14 protein-coding genes, 1 pseudogene and 1 riboswitch are annotated in these 17,328 nt (G+C 63.7%); of the genes and pseudogenes, 11 read left to right on the forward strand and 4 right to left on the reverse strand.

Annotated features, from left to right (window positions below):
- The 5 genes and pseudogenes from NKI58_RS15245 to NKI58_RS15265 all read left to right on the forward strand — a co-directional run.
- Positions 1–109: pseudogene (locus NKI58_RS15245) on the forward strand (S-(hydroxymethyl)glutathione synthase); the annotation flags it as partial.
- 66 nt (positions 110–175) lie between these two features.
- Entirely contained in the window at positions 176–643 is a 468-nt protein-coding gene (locus NKI58_RS15250; protein ID WP_352786505.1) for a YaiI/YqxD family protein, read from the forward strand.
- 5 nt (positions 644–648) lie between these two features.
- Positions 649–1,326 (forward strand): DUF1345 domain-containing protein, encoded by a 678-nt coding sequence (locus NKI58_RS15255; protein WP_352620539.1) that lies wholly within the window; start codon positions 649–651, stop codon positions 1,324–1,326.
- A 102-nt stretch (positions 1,327–1,428) separates the two neighbouring features.
- Entirely contained in the window at positions 1,429–2,307 is an 879-nt protein-coding gene (locus NKI58_RS15260) for a cytochrome b/b6 domain-containing protein (RefSeq protein WP_352786504.1), read from the forward strand.
- A gap of 1 nt (position 2,308) precedes the next feature.
- On the forward strand, positions 2,309–3,118 hold the full coding sequence (locus NKI58_RS15265) for a molybdopterin-binding protein (RefSeq protein WP_352786503.1): 810 nt from the start codon (positions 2,309–2,311) through the stop codon (positions 3,116–3,118).
- 23 nt (positions 3,119–3,141) lie between these two features.
- On the opposite strand, the gene NKI58_RS15270 is transcribed toward NKI58_RS15265, so the two are convergent.
- Positions 3,142–3,744 (reverse strand): DUF3011 domain-containing protein, encoded by a 603-nt coding sequence (locus tag NKI58_RS15270; RefSeq protein WP_023678860.1) that lies wholly within the window; start codon positions 3,742–3,744, stop codon positions 3,142–3,144.
- Between the two features lie 86 nt (positions 3,745–3,830).
- Here NKI58_RS15270 and NKI58_RS15275 point away from each other — a divergent pair, with 86 nt between their 5' ends.
- Positions 3,831–4,658, forward strand: coding sequence for a transporter substrate-binding domain-containing protein (locus NKI58_RS15275; RefSeq protein ID WP_352647830.1), 828 nt, complete (start codon positions 3,831–3,833; stop codon positions 4,656–4,658).
- 12 nt (positions 4,659–4,670) lie between these two features.
- Here NKI58_RS15275 and NKI58_RS15280 read toward each other — a convergent pair whose 3' ends face one another.
- Positions 4,671–5,669 carry a hypothetical protein gene (locus tag NKI58_RS15280; protein ID WP_352647828.1) on the reverse strand — a complete coding sequence of 333 codons (999 nt, stop codon included), beginning with the start codon at positions 5,667–5,669 and terminating at the stop codon, positions 4,671–4,673.
- A 204-nt stretch (positions 5,670–5,873) separates the two neighbouring features.
- Positions 5,874–5,960, forward strand: a riboswitch (glycine riboswitch).
- Positions 5,961–6,108: 148 nt separating this feature from the next.
- Here NKI58_RS15280 and gcvT point away from each other — a divergent pair.
- From gcvT to gcvP, 3 genes are read left to right on the forward strand one after another with little or no spacing between them, the layout of a single operon-like run.
- Complete coding sequence (gene gcvT / locus NKI58_RS15285; RefSeq protein WP_352697764.1) at positions 6,109–7,227, forward strand: glycine cleavage system aminomethyltransferase GcvT; 1,119 nt, start codon at positions 6,109–6,111, stop codon at positions 7,225–7,227.
- A gap of 5 nt (positions 7,228–7,232) precedes the next feature.
- Positions 7,233–7,601 carry a glycine cleavage system protein GcvH gene (gene gcvH / locus NKI58_RS15290; protein WP_352587970.1) on the forward strand — a complete coding sequence of 123 codons (369 nt, stop codon included), beginning with the start codon at positions 7,233–7,235 and terminating at the stop codon, positions 7,599–7,601.
- Positions 7,602–7,617: 16 nt separating this feature from the next.
- Positions 7,618–10,428 carry an aminomethyl-transferring glycine dehydrogenase gene (gene gcvP / locus NKI58_RS15295; protein WP_352824422.1) on the forward strand — a complete coding sequence of 937 codons (2,811 nt, stop codon included), beginning with the start codon at positions 7,618–7,620 and terminating at the stop codon, positions 10,426–10,428.
- Between the two features lie 72 nt (positions 10,429–10,500).
- Here gcvP and NKI58_RS15300 read toward each other — a convergent pair whose 3' ends face one another.
- Positions 10,501–11,670 carry a GGDEF domain-containing protein gene (locus NKI58_RS15300; protein ID WP_352697768.1) on the reverse strand — a complete coding sequence of 390 codons (1,170 nt, stop codon included), beginning with the start codon at positions 11,668–11,670 and terminating at the stop codon, positions 10,501–10,503.
- Positions 11,671–11,943: 273 nt separating this feature from the next.
- On the opposite strand from NKI58_RS15300, the gene parE reads away from it, so the two are divergent.
- Together parE and NKI58_RS15310 are read left to right on the forward strand one after the other, a co-directional pair.
- Positions 11,944–13,995, forward strand: a complete 2,052-nt coding sequence (gene parE, locus NKI58_RS15305; RefSeq protein WP_352647821.1) for a DNA topoisomerase IV subunit B — start codon at positions 11,944–11,946, stop codon at positions 13,993–13,995.
- Between the two features lie 42 nt (positions 13,996–14,037).
- A complete protein-coding gene (locus NKI58_RS15310; RefSeq protein ID WP_352786500.1) occupies positions 14,038–16,104 on the forward strand; it encodes an FUSC family protein in 2,067 nt (688 codons plus the stop codon).
- Here NKI58_RS15310 and NKI58_RS15315 read toward each other — a convergent pair.
- The gene (locus NKI58_RS15315) at positions 16,101–17,222 is read right to left on the reverse strand and encodes a DUF2336 domain-containing protein (protein WP_023678870.1); all 1,122 of its coding nucleotides are present in this window, start codon (positions 17,220–17,222) and stop codon (positions 16,101–16,103) included. The genes NKI58_RS15310 and NKI58_RS15315 overlap by 4 nt on opposite strands.
- Positions 17,223–17,328: the final 106 nt, after the last annotated feature.

Raw genomic sequence — 17,328 nt, forward strand, 5'->3', positions numbered from 1 at the left:
GTCACAGCTGAAGTCGATCGGGCTCGAACCTTATGATTGCCTCAATCCAGGACTGATGGACTATATCGCCACCTGGACGGCCAAGAGATCCGGTGCGTTGCCGGCCTAGTAGCCGCTCGACTATCATCGATCGAGCCGGGCGACGCCGCCCGGCTCTTTCACATTTGGAACAACGATGCACGCACCTGCTATTCTCGTCGATGCCGACGCTTGCCCGGTGAAGGCCGAGGTCGAAAAAGTCGCCGAGCGGCACGGCATCGTCGTCACCTTCGTCTCCAATGGCGGCTTGCGTCCGTCGCGCGATCCGATGATCCGCAATGTCGTCGTCTCCAAGGGCGCCGATGCCGCCGACGACTGGATCGTCGAAAATGCCCGGTCCAACGACATTGTGGTGACCGCCGATATCCCGCTTGCCGCGCGCGCGGTGGCGCTTGGCGCCCACGTACTTGGTCCGACCGGACGCCCGTTTACGCCCGAAACGATCGGCATGGCGGTGGCAATGCGCGATCTCAAGCAGCATCTGCGCGAAACCGGCGAAAGCAAGGGCTACAATTCGAGCTTCGCGCCGCAGGATCGCTCGCGGTTCCTAGGCGAGCTTGACCGCATCCTACGGCGGGCGCTGAAATCCGTGTCAGCGGACTGAAGGCCATGGCGACTGGTACCCCGACCAAGATGCCCATGCGACGCCACACGCCGTTCGCGGTGTCGGCTTGCATCGGCGTGGCAGCCTTTGGCGCCGCGCTGGTCTGGCGTGCGCCGCTTGCCTATTCGATCGGCGCCAATGTGTTCTTTGCCGCCTATCTCGTTCTTGTCATCGCCCATATGCCGCGGCTTACCGGCAGCTATCTGCGCAAGAATGCAGGCGACACGGACCTGCCGGTACTGGCCATCTTCGCGGTCACGCTGATTGTCGTCGCTATTGCCATCATTTCGTTGTTTCAATTGATCAACAGGGAGAAGAGCGCGGACACCGTCGAGCTTACGGTGGCGCTGCTGTCTATCCCGCTTGGCTGGTTGACCATCCATGCGATGGCCGCACTTCACTACGCGCATATCTACTGGTTGGATGGCGATGCGATGGATGGCGACACAAAAAAGAAAATTCCGGTCGGCGGCCTCGACTTCCCGGGCGGCAAGCGGCCGGAAGGCTCGGATTTCCTCTATTTCGCCACGGTGATCGGCATGACGGCGCAAACCGCCGACACCAACATCACGACCTCGCAAATGCGCCGTGTCGTGCTTGTGCACTCGATCCTGTCGTTCTTCTTCAACACGGTCATCGTGGCAGCCGCGGTCAACCTCGCCGTCAGCCTCGGCAGTCCGTAATAAATCCGTGATCGGGTGAAACATCGCTTAGGCTGGCGACGTATTGGGAGGAGAAGAGATCTGACGAGGCCGCGACGAACGCGCGGCCGGAGGGAACAACAAATGGAATCGCTTGCCAGAAACCAAGCCGCCGGAGCAGATACCGCCGCGCCGAGTGATGCGACGCTGATCTATCGGCAGTCGCGCTGGACGCGGCTGACGCATTGGCTGTGGGCGATCGCGCTGTTCTTCATGCTGCTTTCCGGTCTGCAAATATTTAACGCCCGCCCACAGCTCTACATCGGCAAGGAGTCGGGTTTTGGCTACAACAACACCGTCTTCGCCATTGGCGCCGAGAATACGGCGACTGGCCCGCGCGGCTATACCGAAATCTTCGGCAAGCGCTTCGATACCACTGGCGTGCTCGGCTGGTCGGGTCCGGCCGGCCAGGAGACCTCCCGTGCCTTCCCGTCCTGGGCGACGATCCCTTCCTATTACGATCTCGGCACCGCGCGCGTCGTTCATTTCTTCTTTGCCTGGGTGCTGACCATCACGCTGCTGGTCTGGCTGGTCGCCAGCCTGATCAACGGCCATTTGCGCCGCGATCTTGCCCCGCGCCTCGATGATTTCAGGCGCCTGCCGCGAGACATTGTCGAGCACGCCAAGCTCAGGTTCCATCACACGCGCGACTACAACACGCTGCAGAAGATGGCCTATGGCGGCGTGCTGTTCGTGCTGTTGCCGCTGATGATCATCACCGGCCTTGCCATGTCGCCGAGCATGGATTCGGTGCTGCCATTCCTGAATGATCTGCTCGGTGGCCGACAGACGGCGCGCACCATTCATTTCACGGTGATGCTGCTGCTCGTCGCCTTCTTCATTATCCACATCCTGATGATCCTGGCCGCCGGCCCAATCAACGAGCTGCGCTCCATCATCACCGGGTGGTACCGAACCGACCCGCCGGCGCATGGCGACAATGCGCCAGAGAGGAGTGCCTGACATGGCGAAATTCGAGATCAGCCCCAAGCTACAGATAAGCCGAAGAAAGTTCCTGACCTCGGCCAGCCTCGGCCTTTCCGGCATCATGCTGTCGGGCTGCGACGCCTTCGACAACCAGCTTGGCGTCGGCGACAGCCTGCGCAGCTTCCTCGAAAGCGCTAATGGCCTGACCTGGCGGGCGCAGCGACTGCTTGCCGGCGCTGATGCGCTGGCGCCGGAGTTCACCGAGGCCGACATTCGCCAGCCGCAGCGGCCGAACGGCGTCACCGCACCGGACGACGATTTCTACAAGGGCCTGCTCGCCAACGATTTCGCCGACTGGCGGCTCGAGGTTTCAGGCCTCGTCGAAAAGCCGCTGTCGCTGAGCCGCGAGCAGCTGATGAACATGCCGAGCCGCACCCAGATCACCCGCCACGACTGCGTCGAAGGCTGGAGCTGCATTGCCAAATGGACCGGCACGCCGCTGTCGCTGGTGCTCGACCAGGCAGTGGTCAAGCCGCAGGCGCGCTACGTCATGTTCCACTGCCTCGACACGATCGACCGCAGCCTTGCCGGCGATATCAAATATTACGGCTCGATCGACCTGATCGATGCCCGTCATCCGCAGACGATCCTTGCCTATGGCCTCAACGGCAAACCGTTGCCGGTCGAAAACGGCGCGCCGCTACGCGTCCGCGTCGAGCGCCAGCTCGGCTACAAGATGCCGAAATACCTCTACAAGATCGAGCTGGTCGACGGCTTCGCCAATCTCGGCGGCGGCAGAGGCGGCTATTGGGAGGACAATGGCTACGACTGGTACGGCGGCATCTGACCGAAACCTGACCCAAGCTTCATCTAACTGTCGTCGTCGCTGTCGTCGCCGTCGCTGCGCAGGGCCGGATTCAGGTCAGGATTATCGTCAGGGGTGACAAGCTTGCCCAGCCCGTGCGGTCCCTGGTAGTTGCCGTGGGTATCGAAGTTGGGGTTGCCCTGATTGTCGAATTGCGGCGTCGGATCGATCGATTGGTCGTAACGGCGCGGGCGCGGCTTCGGATAGTAATTATCGGAATGATGGCGATGCGAATTGCCGTTGTCGAGAATGGCGCCTACCACGCCGCCGACGATAATGGCTGCGGCGACGTCGCCAGCAGAGGGATTGCGGTTGGGGCCGGCGACTGCGAATTCGGCCGAGCAACCATTGTCGACCCAGATGCCGCCGCCGTCATAGCCCCAGCTTCTACCGTATACGCAACGCGCCTTCGAAAGCCTGGAGGTCAACTGCACGCCGCGGCGCGTATCGACCCCGCAATAGGAATAGCGGTAATCGGCGCTGGAGCAGACCACGCGTTTTGCCCCCGCAGCCTGCGCTGCCGCCGGCAGCAGCGAAAGCTTCGCCGGATTGCCCAGGATGCAAACCAGGAACATCATCGAACCGGTAACCGTCATCCGTGTCGACATCGCAACTCTCCATCAGGGTCCGCTATCGACAGAATGGCACCTCTGTGTAAATCTGACAACCGGACGGGCTCAGCGAGGTTATATTAATGCGCGCTAAGATGATCGCCACAACTATACTTGCCCTTTCTGCCTGGTTGGCTTTGTCGCTGCTGCCAGCCCGGGCGGACGACAGCCTCAAGCGCATCATCGACCAGAAGACACTGACGATCGGCGTGGCGCTCAACCCGCCATGGATCCTCAAGAAGGCCGACGGGAAGTTCGCCGGCTATGATGTCGACCTGACCAGTGCGCTGGCGTCTGATCTCGGCGTCGACCTGAAGCTGGTCGAGGTGCCCTGGAACGACCTCAAGACAAGACTGCTCAAGGGTGATTTCGACATGATCGCGGCGGGCTACGCCAGCACGCCGGAACGCGCACGCGAGGTGGTGTTCTCCAACCAGACCGGTACCGCCGATATCCGTATGGTTGCGACGATCGCCAGTCTTGGGAAAAGGCCGGGAAAGGCAGTGGCGGCGCCGGGATACAAGATTGCCGTGCTGTCCAATTCCACCGATGAAGCCGCCGCGAAGGAAGCTTTTCCCAAGGCGACCATCCTGTCTTTCGACAATACCTCCGATGTTTTCGCCGCGATCATCGGCGGCGACGCACAGGCGATGGTCGCGACATCGCCAACGCCCCAAATGGCCGCCAGGCTCTATGACGCGAAGTTGACGATGGTGGGCGGCCCGCTGTTGCGGACGCCGGAAGCGTTTGCGATGCGCCCGGACGATGTCCGCCTCATCCAATACGTCAACAACTGGATCGGCGCGCGCACCGCCGACGGCACCATAGGCGGCGTGCGCCGCTACTGGTTCGGCAGCTTCAAATGGATGTCGCGCTTCCAGACAGCTAAGTCCGAGCCCGCCAAGCAATAGGGTCGTGACCTGTTATGCAACCTTGTCGATTAGCGGCTTCAGCGCCGGATGGATTTCCGGCGAGGCGTGCTTGATCAGCGTCAGCAGCGCACGCTCGTTCTCCTGCAGCGGCCGGTCGCCGATGTGTTCAGCAAGCCACTTCGCTTCGCCGGCATCGACCGTCTCGGCCCGGCGGGCCAGTGCCTCGGCTGCCTTGTTCTTGGACTCCCATTCGGCTTCGATATCGCCCGGTGAGCGATAGGCTTCCATGATGCCGGACAGGCCGCCCGATACCATGCGGCTGAAGAACCCGCCGATCTCCGGATCGGCCTGTTCGAAAAAAGCATCCCGGCGCAGCGCCACGTCGCGCACCGGCGGTTCGTAGCCGGCCGAACACATGACGAAATTGGCGATCGCCTTGACGAATAGATCGTTCCAGGACGGATCGTTGTCGCCCGCCGCTGTCCGCTCGTTGATCTCGAACAGCACCTCGGCCTCGGCGCGGCTGATGGCGATGTTGCCATCGCCGCCGTAGGCGTAAAGGATGCGGCGCAACAGCTCGACCTCAGCCTTGGCAATCGACCCAGGGATAAGCCTGCCGCCGGTCATCAGCGGCCCCTTGCCGTCCACAACCGCATGAGCGACCTGCTCCAGCGCATAGCTGGAAAGCGTGCTCGGCGATGATTTGGCAACTTCCAGCACATGCACCAGCAGCTCGAGTTCGGTCTGGCTGTCGACCATGCCGTCGCGCGAAATCGTCCGGATCAGCCAGTCGGCATTGTCCTGCGAAACATAGCCCGCCGGCTTTTCCTGGTGGACGATGAAATCGGTGACGGCCTCGACGAAAAACTCGAGCCATTCCGTGCATTTGTCCCTCGCCGTTGCATCCAGCGCAAACAGCGCCTCGGCCTCGCCGCGCGTTACCACGCCGTCGCCGAACACTTCGCCGCGCAGCATGACCACGTCTTCCGCCGTGATCCGATTTTTCGAGGTCAGCCCGGCCACCGGCGCGCTCATGATCAATTCGCCCATTTTCTTCCCCGCCCGCCGCCGGTAATTGCCCGCCCTTATGCGGTATATCGGCAAGGTCTTGAGAAACCGGCAAGCGGCGTGGTTAGCGAAGGCTTGCCTGTAAAGAAGGCCCGCAGAAGACTTGGCAGTAAAAATGTCGCCGGCAGGTGACAAGGTGTCGTCCACGGGCTATGGATGACGAGTCGAGGGCTCTTGACCGAGTCCTACCTGTTTGCGGGAGAGAGCAGCGAGAGCTGCCGCCGAAGGGGAAATCGCCCGAAATCTCTCAGGCAAAAGAACCGTAGACGGGAAAGACACTCTGGAAAGTCGGGGCTTGCCCCCGCGCCGAAGGTGTAAGCGCTGCCGACAGAGTTACGGGGCGCGAGTCTCTCAGGCTTCAGACAGAGGGGCACGGACTGGTCGCCATTCGCGGCCGCTTGCGTGCGACTCTGGAGATGACATGACGGGCGACGACACCAAACACCTTCCCCTCGAAGATCTGCACATGGCAGCTGGTGCGCGCTTTGGCGCCTTCGCCGGCTGGTCGATGCCGCTGACCTATCCGGCCGGCGTGATGAAGGAGCACCTGCACAGCCGTGAGTATGCCGGCCTGTTCGACATCTCGCACATGAAGCTGTTCGAAATCAGCGGTACGGGGCCAGCAGCGCTTCTGAACCGCGCCTGCCCGTTCGATGCCGGCGCGCTTGAGGTTTCCCAGTCCAAATACACGTTCTTCCTCAATGAGGCGGCCGGCATTCTGGACGATCTGATCGTCACCAGGCTCGGCGCCGAGCGCTTCATGATGGTCGCCAATGCCGGCAACGCCGCCGCCGACGAAAAGCATCTGCGCGCACTGGCCAAAAATTTCGATGCAGAGGGCGATTTCGATGTAAAAGTGGATGCGCTCGACCGCGTCTTCCTGGCCATCCAGGGCCCCGAGGCGTGGGCTGCCCTTTCCCGCGCCGGCATCGAGACCGGTTCGCTGGTGTTCATGCACGGCATCGAGCCGCGCGAAAAATGGTTCATGAGCCGGTCCGGCTATACCGGCGAAGACGGCTTCGAGATCGGCCTGCCGGAAGCGGATGCAAGAAACCTCGTCGCCAGGCTGCTCGAGGACGAGCGGGTGATGTGGGTCGGCCTTGCCGCCCGCGACAGCCTGCGGCTCGAAGCCGGACTGTGCCTGCACGGGCTGGACATCACGCCGGAGATCGATCCGGCCAGCGCCGGGCTGATGTGGGCCATCCCCAAGGAGGTTCGCGCCTCTGGCGCCTTCATCGGCGCCGATGCGCTGCGCGCCATCCTGGAGCGCGGTCCGGCGCAAAAACGCGTCGGCCTGAAGCCGGAAGGCCGCCAGCCGGTGCGCGCCGGTGCTGCCCTTTTCGATGCTGACGGCAACCCTGCCGGCCATGTCACCTCAGGCGGCTTCGGCCCCTCGGCCGGTCATCCGGTCGCCATGGGCTACGTTCAGACGCCGCTTGCCAAATCCGGCGCAAAACTGTTCGCCGATGTCCGCGGGACGAAAATCCCGGTCGACATCCACCCCCTGCCCTTCACGCCCCATCGCTACCGCAAAGGATGATTTCAATGGCAAAGACCTATTTCACCGAAGATCACGAATGGCTGCGCGTCGAGGGCGGCATCGCCACGGTCGGCATCACCGACTACGCACAGCAGCAGCTCGGCGATCTCGTCTTCGTCGAGCTGCCGGAACTGGGCAGAAAACTGGCCAAGGGCGACACCGCCGTGGTGGTCGAATCGGTCAAGGCCGCATCGGATGTCTACGCGCCCGTCGACGGCGAGATCACCGAGGCCAACACCTCGCTGTCATCGGATCCTTCACTCGTCAATTCGGCGGCAACCAGCGACGGGTGGTTGTGGAAGATGAAGCTGGCCAATGAAAGCCAGCTCGACGGACTCCTCGATGAAGCCGCTTACAAAGCCCATATTGGTTGATAGCAGGACGAGGAAGATGACCGCAGCACCCTACCCCTTCTCGGCTCGCCATATCGGCCCGGGCCTCCATGACGTCAGAGCCATGCTGGCGACGATCGGCGTTCCTTCGGTCGAGACCCTGATCAGTCAGGCAGTGCCGAAGTCGATCCGGCTCGACCGGCCGCTGGCCCTGCCCGCCCCCGCAAGCGAAGCGGAAGCGCTGACCGAGCTCGCGGCGACGATGGCAAAGAACACGGTGCTGAAGAGCTTCATCGGTGCCGGGTATCATGGCGTCCACGTGCCGCCGGTGATCCAGCGCAACCTGTTCGAGAACCCGGCCTGGTATACGGCTTACACGCCTTACCAAGCCGAGATCAGCCAGGGCCGGCTGGAAATGCTGTTCAACTTCCAGACGCTGGTGACAGAACTGACCGGCCTGCCGGTGGCGTCGGCCTCGCTGCTCGACGAGGCGACGGCGGTGGCCGAAGCTGTCGGCATTGCGCTGCGCCATCATCGCGACAAGCGCACCAAGGTGGCACTGGCCGGCACGCCGCACCCGCAGACGCTGGACGTCGTGCGCACCCGCGCCGAGCCGCTCGGCATCGAGGTCGACGGCGAGGTGATCGACGACAACACCGCCGCCCTGCTGGTCTCCTGGCCCGATACATTCGGCGTCTACGGCGACCACAAGGCAGCGATCGACAGGGCCCGTGCTGCCGGCGCGCTGGTCGTCTTCATCGCCGACCCGCTTGGCCTGACGCTGACCGATGCGCCGGCCAGGCTTGGCGCCGACATCGCCGTCGGCCCGATGCAGCGTTTTGGCGTGCCGATGGGCTTTGGCGGGCCGCACGCCGCCTATTGCGCCGTCTCCGACAGGCTGACGCGGCTGATGCCCGGCCGGCTCGTTGGCCAGTCGACGGATAGCAAGGGCCGTCCCGGTTATCGCCTCGCTTTGCAGACACGCGAACAGCATATCCGCCGCGACAAGGCGACGTCCAACATCTGCACCGCACAGGCGCTGCTCGCCAATATGGCGACGGCCTACGCGATCTGGCATGGCCCTGCCGGGCTGCAGGCGATTGCCGGCCGCGTCCACACGCTGGCCAACCGCCTGGCTGCCGGCCTCAAGGCAGCGGGCGTTTCGGTGCTCGGCGACAGCCGCTTCGACACTGTGACCGTGGAAGTGAAGGGCAGAGCCGGCGCGATTGCCGCCGCCGCAGAAAAGACCGGCCGGCTGCTGCGCGTCATCGACGCCGACCATGTCGGCATCAGCTTCGACGAGACCTCCACTGAAGCCGATCTGGAGGCAATCGCAGCGCTTTTCGGCGCCAAGGCCGACGTTGCCGCCGGCAGTTCCATGCCAGGAACACCGCGCGGCAAGGAGTTCCTCACCCAGCCCGTCTTCCGCGAAAACCACTCGGAAACCGACATGATGCGCTTCCTGCGCCGGCTGGCCGACAAGGACCTGGCGCTCGACCGCGCCATGATCCCGCTCGGCTCCTGCACCATGAAGCTCAACGCCGCCGCCGAAATGATGCCGGTGAGCTGGCCTGATGTCGCCAACCTGCATCCCTTCGCGCCGGCAAACCATTCGATAGGCTATCGCGCCATGATCGACGAGCTGGAAGGCTGGCTGGCCGAGATCACCGGCTTCGACGCGGTGACCCTGCAGCCCAATGCCGGCAGCCAGGGCGAATATGCCGGGCTGCTCGCCATTCGCGGCTATCATCTGTCGCGCGGCGAGGGCCATCGCACCGTCTGCCTGATCCCGTCCTCGGCGCATGGCACCAATCCGGCAAGTGCGGCCATGGCCGGCATGAGCGTCGTCGTCGTGCGCTGCACCGAGGACGGCAATATCGACATGGCCGACCTGCAGGCCAAGGCAGCCGAGCATGCGAACAACCTTGCGGCGCTGATGTTCACCTATCCTTCGACGCATGGCGTCTTCGAGGAAGGCGCGCGCGACCTTTGTGCCCTCGTCCACAGCCATGGCGGCCAGGTCTATTTCGACGGCGCCAACCTCAACGCGCTGGTCGGCCTCGCCCGTCCCGGCGATATCGGCGCCGATGTCTGCCACATGAACCTGCACAAGACCTTCTGCATCCCGCATGGCGGCGGCGGCCCCGGTGTCGGCCCGATCGGCGTCAAGGCGCACCTGAAGCCATATCTGCCCGGCCACGTCACCGAAGGCTCGGCCCATGCCGTGGCGGCGGCACCGTTCGGCAGTGCCTCCATCCTGCCGATCACCTGGATGTATATTCGTATGATGGGCGCTTCCGGCCTGAAGCAGGCGACCGAGACGGCGATCATCTCCGCCAACTATGTGGCGACGCGGCTCGGCGAGCATTTCCCCCTGCTTTACAAAGGGCGCAACGGACGCGTTGCGCATGAATGCATCCTCGACACCCGCGTGCTCAAAGACAGCGCCGGCATCAGCGTCGACGATATCGCCAAGCGGCTGATCGACTATGGCTTCCATGCACCGACCATGTCGTTCCCGGTGGCCGGCACACTGATGGTGGAGCCGACCGAGTCCGAGCCCAAGCGCGAGCTGGATCGCTTCTGCGAGGCCATGATCGCCATAGCCGGCGAGGCAGCCAAGGTGGCGAAGGGCGAATGGCCGTTGGGCGACAATCCTCTGGTCAACGCGCCGCACACCGCCGCCGAGGCGTTGGCCGGCCAGTGGACCCATCCCTATTCGCGCCTGGAGGCGGCCTACCCCGCCGGCGATGCCGACACGACGGCAAAATACTGGCCGCCGGTGTCACGCATCGACAATGTCGCCGGCGACCGCAACCTTGTCTGCTCCTGCCCGCCGCTGTCGGAATATCTGGGTGCGGCGGAATAGATCATGATCCCGAAAAGTGGAATCCGGTTTTCGGACAAGATCATGGGTCTAACAAGAAGATAGAAACTTCAATCAGGCAGAACGCAAGGCCGGCCCGTCGGCCTTGCTCGCCCGGTCCCGAAGGACGACGCGATTTCGCCCGGCGCGCTTTGCCGCATAGAGTGCTGCGTCGGCTTCGGCCAGCACATCGTCGAGACCGGTGCCGTTTGTTCCACCAAAGCCGATGCCGCCGCTGACTGTGCTTCGCAACGGACCAAGTTGGGTGGCCACGACTTCCGTGCCGAAGGCAACGCTGATCTTGCTCGCAATGTCATAGGCCTTCTCTTCCGTCATCCGCGACATGACGAGCACGAATTCCTCGCCGCCCAACCGGAAGGCGTCGACGCCGGTCCGGGCGTATTTCCTGATGACGGCGGCAAAGCGGCACAGAACCTGGTCGCCGACCGGGTGACCGAATACGTCGTTCGTCCTCTTGAAATGGTCAAGGTCGAACATGGCAACGGACATGAACGGACCGAAGACCCGCTCGCCGTAGAGTGCCGTCAACGCCCGCCGATTCATCAGCCCGGTCAATGGATCGGTCATCGTCTCGGCCTTCAGTTCGATCTGCGCCTGCAAATGGTGCAGGGAGAGCGTCAATGCGCCGAGCCCGGTCATGCAGGCGACGGCCACGACGGAATTCACCCGCTCGGCCCAATTGTCGGGCGCAACACCCAGCACCCATTGGCCCGTGACCAGCAGGACCGCGCCGCAAAGTCCGAACGACAGCGCACAGACGCCGCTCAGGAACGAGACGACCAGCAATATCCGGCGATCGTGACCACCCTCAATCCAGAACATCGCCCCGATAAGCGAGAGCAGCGCCGTTACCGTCGCGTAGGTGACAATGAAGCCGACACCATCAAACCCGAGATACGTCGCACCCGCGCAAACAGCCATCGCAGCCAAGGTCGGCAAGATGGCCCGCCTGTAGTCGCGCATGCTGAGATATTGCATGGCCGACAGGCAGAGAATCAGGAAGCCGAGGCTGAGAAGCACAAGCACGATCTGGCAAAGCCAGGCGCTTGGATCCCTGGTGTAATGCCAGAACAACACGACATGTGCGACCAGCACGAGAATGCCGCAGGCCACCGTCAGCACAAAGCGTGCCTGTGGCGCGCTGAACCAGATCGCAAACATGGTGATGCTAAGGCACGTGCCCGACAGCGCCGCCGCGAGCAAGAGCGAACTGTAATCCAACATGCTTAAGCGACAGCCTCTTGAGGGTTCCACTGCATTCTAGGTCAGCGACAGTTCGCGGATATCGTTTTTCAGCCAACCTTGCGGCGTAACCTTCGGACAAGGTTTACAAAGCGTCGATGCTCCAGGCTTCGACCCCATTTCCGCCGCTTGGCTGTCGAATGGTTTTGCAGTAAGAGGCTCTATCCTCGAACGTAACAGGAACCTCCGTCGCCTGCCCGCGAAAAGCGTGGCAGTATCGGATGGTGATTCGCAGCATCGGAATCCAGGATCGGCATGGACGACAATAACGATCTTTTCGCCAAATTCGACAAGCAGCCGCAACCGGCTCGCGCCGCCGCGCGCCCGGCCGACCCGCTGGTGCAGGCGGCGAAGCGGCCGGCGCCCCGCGACGCCAGCGAGAGCTACAGTGCCGCCGATATCGAAGTGCTGGAGGGGCTGGAGCCGGTGCGCCGCCGCCCAGGCATGTACATTGGCGGCACCGACGACAAGGCGATGCACCATCTGTTCGCCGAGGTCATCGACAATTCGATGGACGAGGCGGTCGCCGGCCATGCGACCTTCATCGATGTCGAGCTTTCCGCCGACGGATACCTGTCCGTAACCGACAACGGCCGCGGCATTCCGGTCGATCCGCACCCGAAATTCAAGAAGCCGGCGCTCGAACTCATCATGACGACGCTGCATTCAGGCGGCAAGTTCGACAGCAAGGTTTACGAGACGTCCGGCGGCCTGCACGGTGTCGGCGTTTCCGTGGTCAACGCGCTGTCCGACCATCTCGAGGTCGAGGTCGCGATTGGGCGCAAGCTCTATCGCCAGCGCTTCTCGCGAGGCGTTCCGGTGACCGGCCTGGAGCAGCTCGGCGAGGTGCACAACCGCCGCGGCACGAAGATCCGCTTCCATCCAGACGAGCAGATTTTCGGCAAGGGTGCTGCTTTCGAGCCGGCGCGGCTCTACCGCATGGCGCGGTCAAAGGCCTACCTGTTCGGCGGTGTCGAAATCCGCTGGACCTGCGATCCCTCGCTGATCAAGGAAAAGGACACGACGCCGGCCAAGGCAGAATTCCATTTTCCGGGCGGCCTCAAGGATTATCTGAAAGCCTCGCTCGGCGACGAATTCCAGGTGACCCGTGAAATGTTTGCCGGCAAGAGCGAGAAGCAGGGCGGTCACGGTTCGCTCGAATGGGCGGTGACCTGGTTCGGCGGCGACGGTTTTATCAATTCCTATTGCAACACCATCCCGACCGCGGAGGGCGGCACGCATGAGGCCGGCTTCCGCAACGTCCTGACGCGCGGCTTGCGCGCTTATGCCGACCTGGTCGGCAACAAGCGCGCCTCGATCGTCACTTCCGAGGATGTGATGATCTCGGCGGCGGGCATGCTGTCGGTGTTCATCCGCGAACCGGAATTCGTCGGCCAGACCAAGGACAGGTTGGCGACGATCGAGGCGATCCGCATCGTCGAAAGCGCTATCCGCGACCCGTTCGACCATTGGCTGGCCGACAATCCGCAGGAAGCTTCGAAACTGCTCGAATGGGTGATCGCGCGCGCCGACGAGCGGGTGCGCCGCCGCCAGGAAAAGGAAGTGTCGCGCAAGAGTGCGGTGCGCAAGCTGCGCCTGCCCGGCAAGCTCGCCGACTGCACGCAGAATGCCGCCGCCGGTGCCGAGCTGTTCATCGTCGAGGGCGATTCGGCCGGCGGTTCGGCAAAGCAGGCGCGCGACCGCGCCAGCCAGGCGGTGCTGCCCCTGCGCGGCAAGATCCTCAACGTCGCCAGCGCCGGCAACGACAAGCTTGCCGCCAACCAGCAGATATCCGACCTCATCCAGGCGCTTGGCTGCGGCACGCGCTCGAGATACCGCGACGAAGACCTGCGCTACGACCGGGTCATCATCATGACCGATGCCGACGTCGACGGCGCCCATATCGCCTCGCTGCTGATCACCTTTTTCTACCAGGAGATGCCAAGCCTGGTCCGCGGCGGCCATCTCTATCTGGCGGTGCCGCCGCTCTATTCGATCCGGCAAGGCGGCAAGGTCGCCTATGCCCGCAACGACGCGCACAAGGACGAACTCCTGCGCACCGAATTCACCGGGCGCGGCAAGGTCGAAATCGGCCGCTTCAAGGGGCTGGGCGAAATGATGGCCGCCCAGCTCAAGGAAACCACCATGGACCCGAAAAAGCGCACGCTGCTGCGGGTCGACGTTATCGATGCCGAGGCGGCGACCAAGGATGCGGTCGACGCATTGATGGGGACCAAGCCCGAGGCCCGTTTCCGGTTCATCCAGGAACGCGCGGAATTCGCCGAGACGGAAGTGCTGGATATCTGAGCTCCCGCCGCTAGCTTGGCCTTCTGAGCTGGAGACGAGCACTTGACCTGGGCGCGGCTGAAGGACGATATCGGCACGCGGATCGATGGCCTGACGCGGCCGACGCGCTCGGACTGGATCTTTGCCCTGCGCACCGTTTCGGCCGGCCTCATCGCGATTTTGGCCGCCTATGCGCTGAAGCTCGACCACCCGCAATGGGCGATGATGACGGTGTTCATCGTCGCACAGCCGGTCGCCGGCATGGTGCTGGCGAAGGGGTTTTATCGTCTCCTCGGCACGCTTGCCGGCGCGCTGGCGGCGATCGGCATTACCACTGTTTTCGATGCCAACCCGTGGTTGCTGGTTGCAGTTCTTGCCGTCTGGACCGGCATCTGCTCGCTGGTCTCGTCGCTGCTACGCAATCCGGAAGCCTATGGCGCGGCGCTTGCCGGCTACACCGCGATGATCATAGGCCTGCCGGCTTTCGGCCAGCCGCACCTCGTCATCGATCTCGCCGTGGCGCGCTGCGCGGAAATCGTGCTTGGTATCGTCTGCGCTGCGCTGACCAGCCGGCTGATCCTGCCGAAACTGGCCGCCGACGCCATCATCTCAAGACTGAAACGCAGCATTCTCGACCTGGCGGCCTATGCGGACGGCGCTTTTTCCGGCGGCGATGCGGAAAAGCTTGCCGGGCTGCACCGCAAGCTGATCGGCGACGTCCAGACGCTCGGCGAGATGCGCACTTACGCAAGGCTGGAGGGGCCGAGCCTCGCCACCCGCGCCTATCCGGTCCGGCGTACCATCGGCCAGCTTCTGTCGGCCCTGTCAGCGGCGCGTGCGCTGCATGCCCACGCCGCGCCGAAGAATGCAGCCCTCATCCCCGTTCGCGCCGAGTTGCAGGCCGTTGTCGGCGAACTGGTAGCCAAGCCGGGCGCGCTGGACGATACGGCGCCCTGGGTGGCGCGGCTCGACGCAATCGCCGGCAAGGCACGGCAGATGCCTGACATCGCGGCCGGGCAAGACATTGACTGGGCTGGCACTGTCACCCGCCTAACCATTGCCGCCGACTTCGCCGAGGCAATGCAGCAAGTGCTGCGCGGCCTGGATGCACTGCGCTCTCCCCCGTCTCATGCCAGTCGCGAACGCCGGCAGCCAGCGCTGGTGGTGCACCGCGATTACCGTGCGGCATCGCGCAATGCCGTGCGCGCAGCAATCGCCACGCTCCTGGTCGCCGGCTTCTGGCTGGCGACGAAATGGTCGGACGCGACGGGCACGGTCATTCTGGTCGCCGTTGTCTCCAGCTTGTTCGCCGCGCGCGCCGATCCGATCCGGTCGGCATGGAACTTCTTCGAGGGCACGTTGCTCGCCCTGCCGTTCGCGTTTGTGGTCGGGCAGATGGCACTTCCAGCGCTGCCGGGCTTTGGCTGGTTCGCGGTTTTCGTCGTCCCGATCCTGGTGCCAGCGGCACTGGCCATGGCCAATCCGCGCTACGTCGGCGTGGCAACGGCCTTTGCGATCAATTTCCTCGCCTTCCTCAGCCCACATCAGGTCATGACCTACGATCCGGAGCCGTTCCTCGCCAATTCGGCAGCGGTCCTTGTCGGCATTCTTCTGGCGATCGGCGTCTTCGCCGTCGTGCTGCCCGCCGACCCCTGGGTTACAGTCAACCGCATCCTGCAAACCATGCGCGAAGATCTTGCACGCCTTTGCCTGCACGACCGCCTGCCGCGGCGATCGGCCTTCGAAAGCCTTGCCTACGACCGGATCAACCAGTTGATGCCACTGCTGCAGAACGCCGGCAAGAAAGGCGACGCGGTTCTCGGCGGCGGCATAGCTGCGGTTACCGTCGGCCTCGAAATCCTGCGGCTGCGCAACGCGCAGCAAAGTTCCGCGATCCCGCCTGAAACAGCACTTTCCATCACCAATTTCCTGCGCGGGCTGGCACGCGAACTGCTGTTCAGGCGGCCCGGCGAGCCGCAGACGGCGACCGTCGCGGTCGCCAGGCAGTATGCAGCTGGCATCGCGGAGCGCAGCGTCGCAGCCGAAATGCTGCAGACCGCCGCCTCGCTGCGCATCATCGCCGCCGCGATTGAGGATTTTCCGGACTTTTTCGCGAAAGACCGGGTTTAGGCAGCAGCGATCGCCAGCGCGTGCCCGCGTGCGTTCTCGCGCAGCGCGTCGAGATGGATCGATTTGACCAGCCCGGCGAGATCGCCTTCGGCGGACTGTCCGCCCAATTCCTTCAGCATCAGCCAACTGACTTCCTGGACGCCGGCGAGGCGTTTGCCATTGGCGACCTCGCGCCAGACCTTCAGCGCGCGCAGAATGATGGCGTGGGTGGCGGCGGTAAGCCCGGCGCTGCGGAACAGTGCCTGCAGAGCCACGTCATGCCCGCCGGCCAGCAGTGCCCTCACCCGTTGCTCGGACTGTTGGCTGAGCGCGACCAGCGCCGAGCCAAAGAAGTCGACCTTGCCGTGCGCAATGGTGCGGATGACGAAGCTTGCGGTCAGGTCGCCGCGCAGGCGCAGATGTTCGACAAGTGCGGTATGTTCCTCTGCACGCGTGCCTTCGATCAGTGTCACGGAGGCTTTGACGCAAGCATCGCGCATGACGCGCTCGGCCCTGGCGGCGCCCATCAGCGCCAGCACCAGCGGCGAGCCCTTGAGCGTCTCGCCCACTTTGACCAGCAGCAAATGCCGGCAATCGGCGGGCAGGCGCGCGTCGGCAATCAGCGCTTCGCGCACCAGAGGCAGGTGGCCGTGCCGCTCGGCCATGCGCCGAAAGCTGATCGATGCGATATCGGCGCCGCTGTTGGCGAGCAGCGTGGCGCAGGCTTCCGGCTCGCCGATCTCGGCGATCGCCGCCGCAACCGACATCGAGACGCGTGGCCGGTCGGCGATCACCTTCTGCGTCGCTTTCTGGCCGCCGGCAACCCGATCGATCAGGTCGGCATCGGTGAGCAGCGGCGAGCGCGCCAGCACCAAGGCTGCGACTTCCGGCTGGTCCGAGGCCAGCGCGCTGACGATCTGCGGCGGCGCATGATGGCTCATGGAAAGCGCGTCGGCGATCGCCAGCCGCACCTTCGACGATGCGTCATCGAGCAGCAGCGTCAGCGCCGCCTCGGCAGCGCAGCGGTCCTCGAAAGGCAGCTCCGAGTCGACATAGGCGCGAGCCAGCGCGCTTGCCGCCGCAGCACGCTCCGACACCTTCGCCGTATGGATCCATTTCAGGAAATGCGAAACGACCATGTCGCCTGCTTACGCCCCTTGCCAGAACGCTTCTGACCCTGGTGGAGACCGTAGGCACAAATGGTTTACGAACGGTTCACCATGTTCGTTAACTGGCTTGCGAGCG

The sequence above is a fragment of the Mesorhizobium sp. M0522 genome, assembly GCF_040321085.1.
GTDB lineage: Bacteria > Pseudomonadota > Alphaproteobacteria > Rhizobiales > Rhizobiaceae > Mesorhizobium.

Coding starts and splice junctions, on each gene's coding strand:
- NKI58_RS15250 (WP_352786505.1), top strand. CDS start 176: ATGCACGCACCTGCTATTCTCGTCGATGCCGACGCTTGCCCGGTGAAG.
- NKI58_RS15255 (WP_352620539.1), top strand. CDS start 649: ATGGCGACTGGTACCCCGACCAAGATGCCCATGCGACGCCACACGCCG.
- NKI58_RS15260 (WP_352786504.1), top strand. CDS start 1,429: ATGGAATCGCTTGCCAGAAACCAAGCCGCCGGAGCAGATACCGCCGCG.
- NKI58_RS15265 (WP_352786503.1), top strand. CDS start 2,309: ATGGCGAAATTCGAGATCAGCCCCAAGCTACAGATAAGCCGAAGAAAG.
- NKI58_RS15270 (WP_023678860.1), bottom strand. CDS start 3,744: ATGTCGACACGGATGACGGTTACCGGTTCGATGATGTTCCTGGTTTGC.
- NKI58_RS15275 (WP_352647830.1), top strand. CDS start 3,831: ATGCGCGCTAAGATGATCGCCACAACTATACTTGCCCTTTCTGCCTGG.
- NKI58_RS15280 (WP_352647828.1), bottom strand. CDS start 5,669: ATGGGCGAATTGATCATGAGCGCGCCGGTGGCCGGGCTGACCTCGAAA.
- gcvT (WP_352697764.1), top strand. CDS start 6,109: ATGACGGGCGACGACACCAAACACCTTCCCCTCGAAGATCTGCACATG.
- gcvH (WP_352587970.1), top strand. CDS start 7,233: ATGGCAAAGACCTATTTCACCGAAGATCACGAATGGCTGCGCGTCGAG.
- gcvP (WP_352824422.1), top strand. CDS start 7,618: ATGACCGCAGCACCCTACCCCTTCTCGGCTCGCCATATCGGCCCGGGC.
- NKI58_RS15300 (WP_352697768.1), bottom strand. CDS start 11,670: ATGTTGGATTACAGTTCGCTCTTGCTCGCGGCGGCGCTGTCGGGCACG.
- parE (WP_352647821.1), top strand. CDS start 11,944: ATGGACGACAATAACGATCTTTTCGCCAAATTCGACAAGCAGCCGCAA.
- NKI58_RS15315 (WP_023678870.1), bottom strand. CDS start 17,222: ATGGTCGTTTCGCATTTCCTGAAATGGATCCATACGGCGAAGGTGTCG.